Below are 19,269 nucleotides of genomic sequence, written 5' to 3' on the forward strand. Positions count from 1 at the left end.
GTGGTCGTCGATAAAACTAGTGCTAGCAAAGCAAGGAAGTACAATAGTTTACCGCAATCAGACTTACCAACTAAAAAGATCAATCAGATTGCAGAACAGTTTGGAACTGACACTAAGCGATTGCTTTTAAGTTGCTTCACTTTGGTTTACGCAAAGTACTATCAAGAGTCACCTGTTATCATTGAATATCAGAATAGCGCTCCAGACCTGCTAGATGGTAAAAGCCAAGGGCTGGAACTTATTCTTGATGATGAATGGTGTTTTCGAGATTTGCTGGCATGTATCGAGACTCATATAGACACTCCAGATGTTAAGTCGACTTCCAGGGGATCAGCTACCGATTATTTACCATCGTTTTGCTACAGCCAACACCGTATTGACCCTGTTGAATCAGGCATACATCCTTTGACGTTACATGTCTGCGACAGTAAAGAAGTAGAAATAAACTGGCGTTATAACGCTCATCTTATTGATGAACAAACGGTGATCTCTCTTTCTGAGTGCTTATCGCGGTTGTTTGAAAGCTTAAGCAAAAACCCGGCTAAGCTCTTAGCTAGTATTGAATTGAGTAACAATGAATTAGCCACTATAGAGTCTGCAGCGTCTGCAGAGGTAACTTCCATTGGCCAGTATTTTGACTCTACATGTAGCCAGCACGGCAGCGAAGTAGCGCTATGCGATCTCCACTCCACAGTAAACTACGACACCCTAAAGCAGCATTCTGAAACATTAGCATCGAGCCTGCAGTCCTTTGTGACATCGGGCAGTCGTGTCGGGGTTATGATCCCAGGCTCAGTATCGGCCTTGGTTACTCAATTGGCACTTTGGCGCGTGGGGGCGACCTACGTACCATTGGATCCCACATTTCCAGAAGAACGTTTGCAACACATCATTACTGATGCCGAAATTAATTATATCATCACCGCAGAAGGGGACTATGAGTTAGAAGCTTTTGATGCTACCGCATTACGATATGCAGACTTGATGTCGACATCAATGGTAACAATGGCTAAATCACCAGCTATTGCTCTCGATACTCCTGCTTACATCATTTACACATCTGGCACCACTGGTCTGCCTAAAGGGGTTGCCATTAGTTATCGTTCCTTCTCAGCTCATATTTTGAGTATGAAAGAGAACTTGAAGTTAACGCCTAAAGATAATGTGCTCTCGTTTGCTTCAGTGAATGTCGATACCGCTTTAGAGCAAATATGGGTGGCACTGCTGTCAGGAGCCAGCGTGTATTTCAAAGGGGACCAACTATGGCGCCATGAGCAACTAACAGAATATATGCTGACTAACCATATAAGCTGTACCGATCTCCCTCCAGCCTTAGTCAATGAGTTGCTCGCTGAGCAAAATAATTTTGCCGGTTTTTGGCAACAAACTAAGCTACATACGCTGGTGTTAGGAGGGGAGACACTTAACCTGCAAATAGTCAGGCGTTGGTCTGAGCTAGAACTATTTGATAAGTGTCGACTTATTAATGCTTATGGCCCTACAGAAGCAACGATTACCTCCACCTGGCATGAAGTGGACATCAGTGATTTAAATAGAGCCAGCATACCAATAGGAACGGTTTGCGGCCCTAGAAATGCAATGGTTGTTGATCGCCATGGTTTGCAGCAACCTAAGGGCGCTGTCGGTGAACTGCTATTATCAGGTCCCTGTTTATCAGCAGGTTACCTTAACCGCGATGAAGATAATCAGCAGAAGTTTATAACTTACGGTAACAGCCGTTGGTATCGAACTGGTGATTTAGTAAGGCAAGGCCAACTTGGTGAGTTCTACTTTTTAGGTCGCACCGATGAGCAAGTGAAGGTACGTGGCTTTCGCGTGGAGCTAGGCGAAATTGAAAACCAACTGCTCGGTCATCATGACATCATCAATCTAGCAGTCGTTGATGTAAAGGTAGGCAATGAAAAACAGTTGATAGCATTCTATGTATGTCAACAAGATAACATCGATAGTGAGGTACTTAGAGAGTATGCTATGCGCCAGCTGCCTTCTCATATGGTACCGACGCATTTTGTTATGCTACCTGAGTTACCTCTGCTACCAAATGGTAAAGTTGATAAACGCACATTGCGCCAATACCAGATACCGACAAGCGAGATCACGCAGCGGGTAGCACCAAGCAATGATTTACAAAATAAGTTACGGGATATCTGGGCAGCGGCGTTTGAACTCGCACCCGAATCACTCTGTTGTGAACAACGCTTTTTTAGTTTAGGTGGTCATTCTCTTATTGCACTGAGAGTGTTGGCGATGATTTCAGAGCGCTTGAATCTCGATTTGAGCGTCAAAGTATTACTTGAAAACTGTAATATTATTGAGTTATCAGAGTACATTCAAGATAACCAAGATGTCACTTCTTCAGTGTCATCCATGCAAATCCCGTTAGCGGATAGCAGTTCTCACCCTGATGTATCTTTTGCTCAGCAGCAAATGTGGCTTGCGTGTCAACATGACCAACAGCAAAGTAGTTATCTGGTTCCACTTACCATTGAATTACACGGGGGGGTAGATGTAGTAAAACTTCAGCGTGTATTTGAGACAATCGTGCGTAATAACCCCGTGCTAAGGACCAGTATTGATTCAGACCAAGACGGTCAACTTCGGGCTGTGTGCAACGAAGTCAGTGCTTTTAATATTGAAGTTATTGACTTAGAGGGAATGAGTACTTCTCAACAGCAACAAAAGATTGAGGAGATCCGTACACATCTTGGCAGTGACTTGACCCCGCAAAGTAAAGTGCTGTTCAATGCAGCCTTGGTTAGGCTTAGTCAACAGCAGTATATTTTATGCTGTGTTTTTCATCATATCGCGGTTGATGACTGGTCAATCAACTTACTCACCCAACAGCTAAGCGAATTATATCTAACAGATGGCTCTCAAACACAGCTGAACACTCCTCAATATAGCGATTTTGCTATTTGGCAGCGCCAGCATTGGCATGCAAGTGACCAGTACCAAACGCTACAGGAGTATTGGCAATCTCAGCTACAAGGGATCCCGTTGTTACATGGCATAGCACTAGATCACCCTAGAACAGCCATGAATGAGCACAGTGGCATGCAAGCGGGTATGATCCGCAAAACCATTCCTGCTGTCATGGGGCAAGAAGTGAGCCGTTTTGCAACTCAGCACGGCACCTCTGAGTTTGTCGTTATGCAGAGTATATTCGCTTTGGTGGTTAACCAGTTTAGCCGTGAAAGTGAGGTTATCATAGGTTGCCCTATGGCAAATCGTCAGCAAGCGGATACCCAACATATGATTGGGTATTTTGTTAACCCCGTTGTGGTTCGTAGTGCTGTTGAGCCGCAAAGCACGCTAACGCAATTTGTAGCGGAACAGCATGAAACCATTATGGCAGCTATGGCGAATCAGGCATTACCTTTTTCGTGTGTTTTGGACACCATCAATCCAGAGCGGCAACAACATGCACATCCTGTTTTCCAAATCTTATTCAACTATTTAGGTAAGGTGTCACAGCGTGAGTCATTTACTTTGGGAGATATTGAGGCCAAGGTGTTACCTGAACAAGATCAACATGCAAAGTTTGATCTTACGTTAGACGTTTGGCAGGGGATGGATGGTCAGTTAAGTGCAAGTCTCTATTATAATCAGGCACTTTTTGAGTACGACACTGCCGAACAAATATTGACACAGTTTTATGATGGTGTAGGCAATTGGCTACAAACGTCTGACAAGCGTTTATGTGAGCTGCCAAAGGTAATGGATCAAGTCCGCCAAGCCGATGTAATAAAGCTTGGACAGGGGGAAGGCGCAACATTAGGAGGTACTTTAGTTGAGCGATTTGAGCACTTAAGTCAACATTGTAACGGCCGCAAGGTGGTCATTGATGATACAGATGCATTGAGCTTTGCGCAGTTGAGAGAAAGAGCACATGCACTCGCGGGGTACTTGCAATTCCGCGGAGTTACTGCGGGTGATGCTGTGGCGCTGATGATGCCAAGGAAAGCCGATTATGTGGTGGCGGTATATGCCTGTCATCTTAGCGGGGCTGCGTTTGTCCCTGTGGATAGTAAATTTCCTGCAGAAAGAATAAATAACATCGCTCAGCAAGCGAATGCAAAGTTATTACTGACTCATTCGTTGCCATCTAATGTAAATGATATTGCACTGGAAACAGTGGAAATACAGGTGGCGATAGCTGCACAAAAGCCGTGTCAACCGGTCACCCTATCACCTCAAGCTACTGCCTACATGCTGTTTACCTCAGGGTCGACGGGGCAACCTAAAGGCGTGGTCGTCAGTCAACAAAACCTCAATTACTTCCTCACCGCTTTTGCACAAGATGCAATGTCCGCATGTCCTCCAGAACAAGTGCGGTGGGGATGGCGATTAGCATTTGTTTTTGACGGTTCTTTACTAGGCCTAGGAGCGCTTGCGGCGGGATCAACTGTGGTACTAGCGGATGAAGATACATGTCATGATCCCCAAGCTTATGCTGAGTTTTGTCGACAACAGCAGATCACACATTGTTGTGTCACTCCTTCTTTTTGTGAACTGTTTTTAGAGCAATGGCCGGATGTTTCGCAATTACCGAGTCTTACGGTTGGCGGCGAACGCATCTCACCTTCGTTGTGGCAACGCTTAAGTACGATTTCGAACAACTCGGGGCAATCTATTCGCAATTATTATGGTCCCACTGAGATCACTGTCTACACCAGCAGTTGCGATGTGAATAACTCCACTTACGCGAACATCGGTAAAGCTGCAGTGAATAGCCAGCTTTACTTAGTTGATGAAGGAGGGCAGTTATTACCACGCGGAGCCAAAGGCGAGTTATGGGTTTCAGGTTTAGGGGTAACCGAAGGCTATAAAGATCAACCAGAACTCACTGCTGAGAAATTCATTGATGATCCATTTTTACCTTCTCAGCGCCTATTTAAGACCGGAGACTTGGCGCGTTGGAGCTGTGATGGGCAGTTAGAGTTTATAGGTCGTGCTGATGAGCAACTTAAATTACGAGGTTATCGCATTGAGCCTGCTGAAATCGAATCGGTGATAGTGCAACAAGATGCGGTAAGTCAGGCAGTAGTGGTTGCTTACGAGGGGATCTTAGTTGCGTATCTAGCGTGTGAGAAGGTGGAAGCAGCAGAGCAACTTAAGCGAGAGTTAACACAAAGTTTACAGGCAGTCTTGCCGCCATACATGGTACCTAGCCAGTTTGTGTTCTTAAACAAATTACCGACCACAGTCAACGGTAAGGTGAATAAGCGGGCTTTACCAGCGCCAGAATTGGAAGCCCCAACCGACTACGTTGCGCCAAGTTCAGAGCTCGAGCATACACTGACAACCATTTGGGCGGCAATTTTACAATTACCACCGGAACACCTCAGTGTTCATGGGAACTTTTTCGCTTTAGGAGGACACTCTTTATTAGCGACAAGATTAATAAGCGAGGTAAAGAAAACGTTCAGCACCTCACTGACCATGACGCAACTGTTTTCTAACCCAACAATTGCGCAATTGGCAGAACTTTTAGCTGCATCACAAAATGAGCAAACATTATCATCAGACACCTTAGAAATTGCTTCAGACAGTAATCCAGAGTTATCTTTCGCGCAGCAACAAATGTGGCTTGCTTGTGAGATCAGTGAAAACCAAGCGGGTTACCTTTTACCTTTGCATGTAGCGTTACATGGTCAGATAGATAGTGCACGCCTTAATCGCGCGTTAGTTGGCTTAGTTGCACGTCACCGTGTGTTACGAACCAGCATTGAGAAAACGGAGCAAGGTTTTTCTACTCGAGTAAATGAGGTCCCAGTAAATCTACTGGAGTATGTTGACATGACGGCTTGCTCTAAAGCTGAACAGCAAGCCAAAATCGCGGCATTAACAAAACAGGTTGCTGCCGAATTAACGCCTGCAGCCGATATCATGCTAAAAGCGGTGTTACTAAAAGTAGCAAGCGAGCACTACGAGTTACGTCTATGGTGCCATCACATCGCTGCAGATGGCTGGTCAATCGAGCTCTTGGGTAAGCAATTATCTGAATTGTATCTTGACCCCGAAGCAACCATTGAAGCATCACCGCAATATAGTGATTATGCTCGTTGGCAAAGGCGTCAGTTTGAGGACACGCATTATCTAGCTCAATTGCAGCAATTTTGGCAAGCGCAATTAACCGACTTACCAACACTGCATGGTTTACCTACTAAGGCCGATCGTCAAGATGACATTCACGTTGCCAGTACCTGCAAAAGTGTGATTGACAAAGCTCACCATGAGAATTTGAAAGCACTCGCCAACGCCCATAACGTTACACCTTTTGTGTTATTGCAAAGCGCGTTGGCGTTGACCCTTGCCTATGTAAGTGGTGAGAACGATATTGTTATGGGGACCACAATGGCAAATCGTAGCCATCATGACACCCAAAACATGCTCGGGTACTTTATTAACCCGGTGGTTCTGCGCAGCCAAATTGACTGGTCAAATACCTTCAGTGAGATGTTACAACGACAGCAACAGCTGGTATTACAAGCCTATGAACACCAAGAGTTGCCTTTTGAGAAAGTCGTTGAGATGCTCAATCCTGCACGAATAAATGGCTGTCACCCATTATTTCAAATCATGTTTAATTACCTCACTCACGATGAGCATCTGACAACATTAGCACTACCAGAGGTGGATATTACGGCGTTAGCTCCGGAGCAGGCTGCAGCTAAGTTTGATTTGTCTTTCGTTGCTATAGAAGCCGATTCAGGTGCGTTAAATATTGAAGTGGACTATGCCAAATCGTTGTTCTCTAAACGCTTTATTGAAAGCTTATTAGAGCAGTTTGTACACCTTTTAAGCACAGATCTTACCCAGCTTAGTCAGCCAATGCGCGACATTTCGCTTATTTCCCCTAAGCAAGTTACACAACTGGATAAGGTTCAAGGTAACGCGTCATTTGAGAGCCTTATGGCACCGTCAATGCCCTCACGCTTGAATGAGTTGGCAACTGTTGCCGGTCACACTGTGGCGCTGGGAGACGCTTATGAACAGCTTACCTTTGCGCAATTAAGTCAGCAAGCGCACAGTTATGCTGCGGCATTACAAGGACATGGTGTTAAGCATGGTGACACTGTAGCGGTGTTACTACAGCGCAATGTTCAAACGGTAGTTACTTTATACGCGATCCATTTGTGCGGCGCAGCATATGTCCCGCTGGACGAGAGTTATCCAAGTCAACGAATCGAGAGCATTTGTCGACAAGCAAAACCAAGGGTGATTATTTGTTCGCAGCAGTTGTCACATAACTACCAAGGACAGATCCCTGTCATTGCAGTAGAGCAGCTTGCCGCCACAGGCGGTGATTACCAGCAAGAGAAAATCACTGCAGATGATTTGGCGTATATTTTATTTACTTCTGGCTCAACAGGGGAGCCGAAAGGCGTTAAAGTGAGCCATGGTAACCTTGGTCATTTTATTGCTGTTGTTGCCAACACGATTTATCAGCAACAAAACATCCAGCAAGTCCGTTGGGGTTGGCGAGCCCCCTTGGTTTTTGATGCCAGTCTTGTCGGGTTGGCGACATTGGCACTGGGTGGTCAATTGTGGGTGTGTGATAGGGAGAGTAGTCGAGACCCTAACCGTTATATTGATTTTATAAAACAACATAACATTAACTTTACTTTTGCAACGCCTTCGTTTGCTGAGTTGATGCTCAACAGCTGGCCGAGGGGGGAGCAATTGCCGGTTTTGGGCTTGGGGGGTGAAGCAATAGAAAAGCCTCTTTGGAGTAGGCTGGTGGCCCTTCGAGCGCAAGGGCACCGAGCTTATAATATGTATGGCCCAACAGAAACAACGGTATACGTCACCTGTACGGAAATTACTGGAGGCGTTCCACATCTTGGACAACCCGTCAATAATACTCAGTTTTTTGTCTTGGATGAGTTTAAACGCCAACTACCCATAGGAGCCAAAGGTGAGCTCTATGTTGCAGGCCTTGGAGTCACACCGGGTTATCTTGACCGCCCTGAGCAAACTAAAGCCAGTTTTTTAAATAGCCACTTAGCAACCACTAAACTGTACCGCACAGGTGATATGGTGCGTTGGGATGAATCCGGGCAGCTTATTTATTTAGGTCGTGGCGACCAACAGGTGAAGTTAAGAGGCCTAAGGGTTGAGTTAGGTGAGATAACTCAGTTGCTCATGAGTAACGATATAGTCAAACAAGCGCATGTCTTGGTGATTGAACAGCAGTTAGTCGCTTATTTCACTTGTGTGCAGGAAACAGCAGAGGACCCCAGTGAGCAGTTAACTGCGCAATTGGCTGAGAAGTTACCAGACTATATGGTGCCAAGTCAGATGGTTATGCTTGAGAGTATGCCTTTGACTATCAATGGTAAAGTGGATGTTCGTCAGTTACCTGCCCCTGACATGAAAACCACAGAATATCGTGCCCCAACCAATTCGGTCGAAGCAAAGCTAGTAGCGCTTTGGAGTCAGGTACTCACCGTGGCTGCTGCTGACATCAGTATCACAGATAATTTCTTTGCATTAGGTGGCCACTCTTTGATTGCGGCTAAGCTAGTTGCATTGATAAATAAAACCTTTGCTTGTGATTGGTCTTTATCCAGTATCTTTAAACATGCAACTGTGACCGCGCAAGCCAGGTTAGTGCAGCAAGACACTGGGAGCCAGAGTATTGAGGCTGAGGCCACCAAATCAGAGCCTGATGAGCAAAATATGCACACCATTACTCGCACTGATGCTCAAGTACCTTGCTTGTCGTTGGCACAACGGCAAATGTGGCTCGCATGTGAAATGAGTGATGATCAAGCTGGCTATTACATTCCGCTTAATTTAATACTGCAGCAACAACCTGACGTGGCACGTTTACAGCAAGCCATTCGATTGTTAATGGCACACAACCCAGTATTGCGGACGTCGATTTCATCTTCTCAGGAGCTACAAGCACACCTGAATGAAGTGCCTCATAACGTTCTAGTTGAGCAGGATTTATCTGATCTCAGCAGTGACAAGGCCGATATTCAACTACAACATAGCCTAGCTGAAATGAGCGAGGGCCTAACTCCGCAAAGTCCGTCGATGCTGCGAGCGAAGTTGATAAGCTTACCAAATGAGCGCTTCGTGTTGGCATTGTGTATTCACCACATAGCAGCAGATGGTTGGTCAATGAACCTTATTGCTGAGCAACTTGGTGAATACTATAAAGATTTGAATATGCAGCCCGAACACTTGCCGCTGTATTACGACTATGCACGATGGCAGAGCGCTCAAATGGCAAACCCAGGGTATGTGGAAAAGCTATCTGGGTATTGGCTACAGCAATTGGCGGAACTGCCAGTGCAGCATGCGCTGCCGCTAGATAAGCCGCGTCCTGTGGATGCCAGCTATCGCGCTGAGACCCTGTTTAGTACACTGGAATTAACGCGAGCACAACAGATCCGTGACTTTGCTCAACAGCAGAAAACGTCACCGTTTGTGGTGTTACAAAGTGCTTTTGCATGGGTTGTGGCAACGTTAAGCAATGAGCATGATATTGTAATGGGGACGCCGATGGCAAACCGTCAGCAACCCCATAGTGAGCATATTATTGGTTATTTTGTGAATAGTGTGGTGCTGCGTTCACAAGTTTGTCAGCAACACAGTTTCTGTGAGTTTGTGGCAAAACAAAATCAAATGTTTTTGGATGCTTATGAGCATCAAGCTTATCCATTTGAGAGCCTGGTGGAGTCATTAAACCCCGAGCGAGCTGCACATATTCATCCGCTATTCCAAATAATGTTTAATTATTTAGCGGTTGAGCATAGTGCAGACGTCACCCTTGGCGATTTGCAGTGTGAAACGATGCCAGAACAAAGTAGTTTTGCTAAGTTTGACATCACGCTTAGTGCCAGTGAACAGCACTCTGGTGAGATCCTTTTCCAACTGGATTACAGCACCGATATTTTTACGGCTGACTCCGCGCAGGCAATGCTGACACTGCTTAATCATGCCCTAGACTTGCTGCTAAACAACAGTGAAATGCCGCTGCAGTCACTGCCGAATATTATTTCACCTTCACAGCAGCAAAAAGCCATTGCTCTTGGTGAGGGACCGCGACTTACAGACGCGGAAAGTCTGATTTCATTACTTGAATGGCAAGCTCAACATAACCCAGATCAAATCGCCGTTGAGCAAGATAGCGAAGAGCTGAGTTTCCAGCAGCTAAGAGGCAAAGCCATAGAGCTTGCTGGCTATTTGCAGCACTTAGGGGTAAAGCCCGGCGACAATATTGCTCTGTTGCTTCCTCGTAGTATAAATGCACTGGTTGGCATTTATGCCGCTCAGCTTTGTGGTGCCGCTTTTGTTCCACTGGCTGAGGATTATCCTCAAGCACGTATTAATAAAATCTGTAAACAAGCACAAATCCAGTGGTTGCTGGCACAAGATATGGCATTAGCCGCAACGCTTGAAGCGAATGCCAAAGTGATTGATATCAATAACATTAAGCGAACGCTCCCATGGCAGTCTGTAGGGGACGTTGAAGTCGCGTATCTCTTGTTTACTTCTGGCTCTACTGGTGAGCCAAAAGGAGTGTGTGTTACGCAAAATAATTTAACTCAATTCATGAGTAGCTGGGTGCAGCGAACCTTTGCCACTGAGGAGCTGAGTCATGTTCGCTGGGGCTGGCGCGCTCCGTTGGTTTTTGATGCTTGTATGTTTGGCCTAGCTGCACTTGCGCATGGTGCGAGGTTAATTATTGCGGATCAGTCTACTGCTAAAGACCCTTATGCGTTCATACGTTTTTGTCAACAGAAACAAATTGACTTTGCCTCTGCCACCCCATCATTTGCTGAGCAAATGCTAGAGTCTACCGCATATCAGATGCCAAACATGATGTTAGGAGGAGAAGCATTAAACCAAAAACTTTGGCAGCAATTGACCGAGTATAGTACAAGCCATGATGTGGCTTTCTTCAATTCTTATGGTCCTACTGAAACAACCGTTCAGGTATCTCAAACACTAGTGACGGCAGGCCTGCCACATCTAGGTGAGCCGATCGCCAATACCCAGTTGTATGTTCTGGATAAACATCAGCGTTGTTTGCCAATTGGAGCCAAAGGGGAATTATGTATCGGTGGTTTGAGTGTTACAGCCGGTTACTTAAACAGCCCGCAGCAAACAGATAAAGTATTTATTAACAATCCTTATCACCCAGGTACACTCTATCGCACCGGTGATTTAGTGCGATGGGATCATCAAGGTAAGCTTGAATTTTTAGGTCGTCTCGATCAACAAGTTAAGCTTCGAGGTTTCCGAATCGAGCTGGGTGAAATCGAAGTGGTGCTGGATCGGTGTCACGCGGTATCACAAGTCATTTTGATGGTTCAGCGGGCAAACTTAGTGGCGTTTTTCATTGCCGCCGAAGAGGTGGAGCTGTCAGATGAAGAAATCACTGCGTTATTGCAGCAACACGCTCAGGCTGAGTTACCTGAATACATGCAACCAAGCTTTTATCATCGCATTGACAAAGTACCCTATGCAATCAGTGGCAAACTCAATTACGCCGCTTTGCCTCAAGTACAGTCTAACGAGAGCGACTACGTAGCACCCACCAACGCAACAGAGCGTTTTTTACAACAACTTTGGGCTAAGGTGCTTGATTTAGAAGTAGAGCAGGTGAGTATTGAAGCTAACTTTTTTGTGCTGGGTGGTCATTCGCTGGCGGCGACTAAACTGGTCGCATTGATAAAGCAGCACGATGCCTATGAAGTTAATGTATCTGCTGTGTTTAAATACCCTACGGTTCGGTTGCTAGCAAGTGAGCTTGCAGCACAAACTGACCTCAGCGATAGCACCACGCTGGAAAAGATGCCTAGACCTGAACGGCTACCTCTGAGTGAAGCTCAGCAGCGCCTTTGGCTAGTGGATCAAATGGAGGGGCAAAGCGCGCAATATAATATGCCTTTTGCCTTTGACTTTAAGGGCAACTTAGACATAGAGCGGCTCGCTCAGGCTCTCAATGCTATAGTAGAGCGGCATGAAGTATTACGAACAACTCTATGCCATGATGAAGAGGGTCCTTATCAGCGCGTACTCGGCAGTGAATCATTTACATTACAGAGAATTAATGCTGAACACCTAACAGCCCAACAGGTTGATGCGCAATTAGCCGAACTTGCGGTAACGCCATTTAACCTAGCTGAGGAAGTATTATTTAGGGCGTATGTTTTTTCTCATGGGGCTAGATATTTCACACTGGTATTTAATTTTCATCACGTTGCAATGGATGGTTCAGGTATTGAACTGTTCATGAGTGAGTTAAACAGTCTCTATCAGCATCATGGAGATGTTTCATGCCTGCCAAGCACTCCTTTGCAATACGCAGATTATGCCGTTTGGGAGCAAAGTAGAACAGCTAGCAGTAAGTTTGAGTCGCAACGTCAATACTGGCATCAGCAACTAGCCAATCTTCCACAAGTACATGATCTGCCCACAGATAAGCCAAGACCAGAGGCGATGTCTCATACTGGCCAAGTGGTGTTCAATAAGCTCAGTGCTGACACCACAGCGGCATTGAAAAGGTATTGTGAGCAAAACGGTAACAGTATCTTTATGGCCATGCATGGGCTATTAAGTGCAGTCTTAAGTAAGTTCAGTGGTAGTCGTGATATTGTGATTGGCACGCCGGTAGCGAATCGAGAGTTAGTCGAGACGCAAAATATGCTGGGCTTTTTTGCTAATACATTGGTATTGCGAATGGATACCGATTTACAGCTTTCTTTTGCTCAGTTGCTCAATGACAGTCGCGAAGTGGCATTAGCCGCGTTTGATAATCAAAATGTGTCGTTTGAAACGTTAGTGGCTGACTTACAGCAAGTTCGAAGCAACCGCTACAATCCACTATTCCAGATATTATTAGTTGTGCAGAGCCAGCACACCGAGGCGTGGCAGCTTGATGGCGTTGAATTACGTGAGCGCCCCGTTGAATTCGAACAAAGTAAATTTGATTTGACTTTGTCGGTGGTAGAGCAAGCAGGACAGATCCAACTGGACTGGGAATACAATAGCGACCTGTTTGCAGCCGCGACTATACGTTCTATTGCGGATACATTTGTCGAGCTTTGCGAAGGCGCATTAGCGGCCCCAGAAACCGCACTTACAAACGTCGAAATAAGCGATAACACCAGCTTAGTCACAGCCAACAATAGTCACGTACAGTACCCAAGTTCGATTGCCGAAATATTGCACCACACCGCGCTATCGACGCCCAATGCCTGTGCGTTTGAGTTTTCTGGTGAGCGCTGGGATTATCAAACTTTTGTGGCTAAAGCAAACCAGCTTGCTCGGCTTTTACACCAACATGGGGTTCGCCAGCATCAGGTTGTTGCTCTGACCAGCAGCCGTTCGCCAAGCAGTTATTTGGCCATCGCAGCGGTCACGATTCTTGGCGCAGCATACTTACCTTTGGATGCTAAGTTACCTCAACAGCGTCAGCAATTTATCCTGCAAAATAGCGGTACTAAATTTGTTCTTGAAACAACAAGCCAGAATACCCTAAGCGCAGTGCTAGAAACACTGGATATAACAGCCATAGAGTTACCGTGGACGCAATTACAGCAACAGCTTGATAGCTATGACGATAGCGCCTATAAACCTGATTCACCTATCACCGCTAATGATCCTGCCTATGTCATTTATACTTCTGGCACAACTGGTGAACCCAAAGGAGTGGTGCAAACACACGGGGCTTTATGCCACTTGGTTGCTGCTCAATCCAGTGAACATGGTTTATTTAATGCACTGCGTACTTTGCAGTTTACACCACTGACGTTTGATGTTTCGGTCCAAGAGTTAGTGACAAGCTGGTTTACAGCCAGCACCATTATAACGCTGGATGACAGTGAAAAAGATAACTTGGCACAATTACCACAGCACTTGCTTAATAAAAGAATAGAAAGACTTTTTTGTCCGCCAGCGGTGCTGCAGATTATTGCTGAGGAAGTCTTAGAAAGTCACCTAGATTGTTCGTTGCGGGAGGTTATTGTAGCCGGTGAAGCCTTGTTCTTATCTAAAGCGATAAATACATGGTGTGAGCAAAATACGATTAAGCTTTGGAACCATTACGGCCCGACAGAAACGCATGTTGCCTGTGCAGATCTAATCACTGACTTTTCACAAACTGGTTATGCCTCGATCGGGCTTCCTGTGGGTGACTGTGATGTGCAAATTTTAGATGATGCTCAAAAAGCAGTGCCTAGGGGGGCAATCGGTGAGCTATACGTCAGCGGTCCACAGGTTGCCCTTGGCTACCTGGGTCATGAACAGCTTAGCTCAGAGCGCTTTACTATCACAGAAGAGGGCGTGCGGTGTTATCGTACCGGAGATAGAGTAAGGCTTAATGGCAACAATAAACTTGAGTACCTGGGCCGCAATGATGATCAAGTTAAAATTCGCGGCTTCCGAGTAGAGCTGAATGAGATTGATATCGCGATACAAAGCTGTGACTTTATTGCTCAGGCCCGCAGCTTCACGGTCACAGACACTCAAGGCCAGCAACAATTAGCGGTGGCCATAGTCAGTGTCGGTGACAAGTTACAAAGTGAAGTACAAAGAGACTTAAATAGTGTGCTTGCTAAGGCGTTACCAAGCTATATGATGCCAGATCTATTCGCCTTTGTGGATGAACTACCACTGACGAGCAATGGTAAACTAGACAAAGCAAAAGTAATGACCCAGTTAAAAACGGTTACTCAGTCTAGTCAAAACATTAAAGCTGCCACCACACCGACAGAGCACTTTTTGGTCACTGTGTGGGCTAAGCTGTTAAAGCTCGATGAAGCAAAAGTCAGTGTTGACAGTAACTTCTTCGAACTAGGAGGACATTCATTACTTGCAACGCGGATGTTGATTGCCATTGCTCGCAAGTTTGCCGTTCAACTCCCGCTAAAAGCCATTTTCAGCCATAGTACTATTACTGAGTTGGCGCAGCGGGTGGATCAAGCGCAAGCTGAAGAGCAAGGGCCTACACTCACCGCCGTGGTTGCTGAACAAGAATGGACCGTTCTCAGCTTTGCACAAGAGCGATTATGGTTTATGCAGCAGTTAAACCCCGATGCTTCTAGTTACCATATGCCAGCGGGTTATACTTTGTCTGGCAGTATACATGTTAGCGCTTTTGAGGACGCCTTAGCACATGTGATTGAGTCACAAGCGAGCCTACGCAGCCAGTTTAAAGTAGTTGAAAAAGGCACTGAGCAGCAGGTGTTGCAGCGCAGCATCCCTCTGTCACAAACTCCTTTTAAATTGCGTCAAGTGACCCTTTCTGAAGAAAAGGTGCAATCCCATTTTAATGCTTTCAATGCCCGCAAATTTGACCTCCAAGCTGGTGAAGTGATCCGGGTTGAGTTGTGCCGTATTTCTGCTAACAAGCATATTTTGATGATTTGCATGCACCATATTGCGACAGATGGAGGCTCTTATAGCATCTTCGAAAAAGCGTTGTTTGATAAATACAATCAATTAGTGCAAGGAGAAGAAGCCAGTAGTGAGCCACTAGAAGTACAGTATCGAGATTTCGCCAAGTGGCAGCGTGAACCGGAAAACATGGTTGCATTGCAACAAAGTGAACAATATTGGGTATCGCAGCTAGAAAGCATCCCAACTGTGCATAGTATTCCTTTAGATCGCCCACGTGACAGTGAGTTACCTTTCAAAGGTGGCTACTATCAACAGCAGTTATCTCGTACGCTGAGTGAGCAGTTAGATCGACTTGCAGCGTCTGAGCAAGCTTCTTCATTTATGTTATTACACAGTGTGTTTGCTGCGTTACTTGCACGTTGGAGTAACGAGGATGACATTGTCGTTGGCACTCCAGTTTCAAACCGCAATGATGCTGCATTACAAGATGTCATGGGGTTGTTCTTAAACTCGGTGGTATTACGGCTTGATTTGAGTCAGTCTCCGAGCTTAAGGGAGTTATTGCAACAGGCTAAGGCCAAGCATCTCGCTGCGCATGAGCATGCCAATCTGCCGTTTGAACGCCTTGTTGAGGTACTCAATCCAGAGCGCAATCTACAACATGCTCCATTGTTCCAAGTGATGCTAAATTATGATGGCCATGAGCAGCATGAGCTTGATGTGTTGGGGCTTGAGGTTTCAGGTCTGGCGTTAGGTGAGTTCGATAATAAGTACGATTTAACCCTGTATTTGTCACGCAGCGAAGCAGGCTATGAGCTAAATTGGGCTTATGATGCACGGCTGTTTAAGGCGACAACAATGCGTATGATTGCGCATGAGTTTGAGCACTTACTGACCATTGGCTGTCAACAACCTGATGCAGCAATACTGGCGCAGCGTTGGAGTGAAAAGGCAGCTTTACCATCACCATTACCCGCAGTGACAGCAAATGAAACACTCGTTGAGCAGTGGCAAAACGTGGTGGCAAGCAATCCTCAGACCACAGCCATCGTTGCCGGAAAGCAGCGACTAAGCTATTTAGAACTGGATAATCGCGCGTCCAAACTGGCCAACTTCCTAAGTCATAAAGGAGTTGAACAAGGTGATCGCATTGCAATATGTATGTCTCGAGACATTTCTCGAGTGGTGGCAATTCTTGCCGTGATCAAACTTGGCGCTATTTATGTGCCAGTCTCAACAGAGCTGCCACAACAGCGCTGTGAGTATATGGTTGATGAGGTGGCCTGTAAGCTTGTACTGAGCAATGAAAACAGTGCTGTATTGGCATGGGATGTGGCTGCTGATGTGCTCACTTTAGATGCTAAAGCGGTTGCCGATGCGATTGCACAACAGCCGCAATCGAGACAGTACCCACTGTCATTACAGCCATCCGATGGCGCGCATATTATCTTCACTTCTGGTTCTACCGGTAACCCTAAAGGGGTGCTTGGAACACATGGTGCCACCTTAAACCGAGTAAACTGGATGGCGCAAGATTACCCTTATAGTGCAGACGAACAAGCCTGTCATATTACTTCTATGGCATTTATCCGTGCGGTTTGGGAGTTATTCACTCCGTTATTGCAGGGGGTCACCTTGCATTTGATTGATAGGGATGTGGTCAAACAAGCTCCAGAGCTACTAAAAACGTTACAACGACATAAAATTAATCGCGTAGTGACAGCACCTTCTTTGCTTAATATTGCAAATGAATATATGGCACAAACAGGGTTCAGACTGCCCGATCTTAAGTATTGGTTTGTTAGTGGTGAGCCATTACCTAGTACTCTTGCACGTCGGGTTCTGGGCACATTGCAAGAGACCAAGCTTATCAATCTTTATGGCTCTACCGAAGTAATGTCAGATGTTACCCACTATGTAATAACGCCTGAGTCGCAGTTAGACACTTTGTACGTGCCAATCGGCCAAGCCATCGCCAATACCCAAGTATTGCTTCTTGATGGCAACCATAACCCAGTACCAGATGGTGCCGTGGGTGAAATTGCTATTACTGGGCATGGCTTATCCGCTGGGTATTTCAACCGTAAACAACAGACCGCAGAAGCATTTATAGAAACGCCGGTTGGGCGTGCTTATGCAACTGGCGACTTAGGTCGGCTAGATGAAGAGGGACGTTTGCATTGTTTAGGTCGTAAAGATTATCAGATTAAAATTCGTGGTTATCGTATTGAGATTGGCGAAATTGAAGCACAGTTGAGCCGTCACAATGATGTGCAAAATGCCATCGTTACCTTCGATAAAGAGCTGCAACAGCTACACGCTTATATTCTGACGCAAGTTAGACAAAGCGATAGAGCAAGCTTGTTAGATGCACTGAAACTTACGTTGGGACAAAAGCTACCCGAGTATATGTTACCTGATGCCTTCATGTGCGTAGAAAGCTTTAGTTATCGGCCTAATGGTAAAGTGGATCGTAGCCGCTTACCGAAAATCGAGGTACTGGCACAACACGATTTCGTCGAGGCAAGAACGGATACTGAAAAACGCTTGAAAGTGATTTGGCAAAAGCTATTACACAAAGAAGCAGTCAGTATTAGCGATAATTTCTTTCACCTCGGTGGTCACTCATTATTGGCAACCAGATTAGTTACGGCAGTTATTGCTGAATTTAATGTTGAATTACCAGTTAAGTCGGTCTTTACTGCTAACACCATTGCTAAACAAGCCAAACTCATTGATGACAGTGAGCAACTAGAGCAAAGTGCACAACTTCGAGTGTTAGAGCGACCTGCAGAAGGTGCGCCTTTATCTTATGCACAACAGCGAATGTGGTTTATTAATCAGCTTGAGGGAAATAGCGGTAACTACAACATTCCAATGGTGTATGCGATCAATTCCGAGATAGATATTGAGGTCATGGAGCAGGCGTTTAAAGCTCTAATCTCAAGGCATGAAGTGCTGAGAAGTCAGTTTGTTAACTATGAAGGGGAAGGGCGTCAAATAGCCCATGATGGTGACAACTTTGCACTTACCTTTAAGGATTTAAGTGCGCTTCCAGAGTCGCAGAAACAACAGCAGTTGCAATTAGCGATAACCCAAGCTGCAACACTAGCAATCGACTTGCGTTATGACTCTATGCTCAATGTAACCTTAGTGAAGGAACATGCATGCCAGTATAAGTTGTTACTTACGGTTCACCATATTGTTGCCGATGGTTGGTCTATGGGGCTAATCACTAAAGAGTTTATCCAGCTTTATGATGCTTTAATGGGCGCTAACACAGCTCAGTTGCCAACGCTTGCCGTGCAATATGCTGATTTTGCAATGTGGCAGCGTAGTTGGTTGCAAGGTGAGCAGTTAGCGCAGCAGGTTGAGTTTTGGCAACACGCACTTAAGGGGATCCCAGCCGTGCATGGCCTGCCAACCGATAGACCTCGGCCTGCTAAGCAAAGCTACCGCGGGGCATGGTATGACTCACAATTAAGTCAATCGCACCTTCAGCAGCTGGAGCAGTTAGCGACACAAACGGATACAACCCTCTATATGGTGCTGCAATCGGCCTTCAGTTTGCTGCTACATAAGGTAAGTCATCAAGATGATATTGTGCTAGGGACACCTGTTGCCAATCGTCGCAGAGAAGAGCTCATCGACTTAGTCGGCTTCTTTGTGAACACTTTGGTGATGCGTACTCAGTTTAGTTCATCAGACACATTCAGTGATATTCTATCGCGCAGCAAAGCCTATATGTTAGAGGCGCAGACTCATCAGGATGTGCCATTTGAGGCCTTGGTCGAAAGCATCGCGCCTGAGCGTAGCTTAGCTTATAGCCCGTTGTTCCAGATCATGTTTGTGCTGCACAATAACCAATCTGTGGATATTGAG

General features: G+C 45.8%; 1 protein-coding gene (only partly in view). It reads left to right on the plus strand.

Annotation, left to right across the window (positions count from 1 at the left end):
• Positions 1-19,269, plus strand: partial view of a non-ribosomal peptide synthase/polyketide synthase gene (locus tag ACNKW2_RS07620; protein WP_419148019.1) — the 5' portion only. The gene runs 8,307 nt beyond the window's last position; 19,269 of the gene's 27,576 nt are visible here — the first part of the coding sequence; the start codon lies at positions 1-3; its stop codon lies off the right edge, out of view.

The organism is Pseudoalteromonas 'SMAR', from assembly GCF_048515945.1.
GTDB lineage: Bacteria > Pseudomonadota > Gammaproteobacteria > Enterobacterales > Alteromonadaceae > Pseudoalteromonas.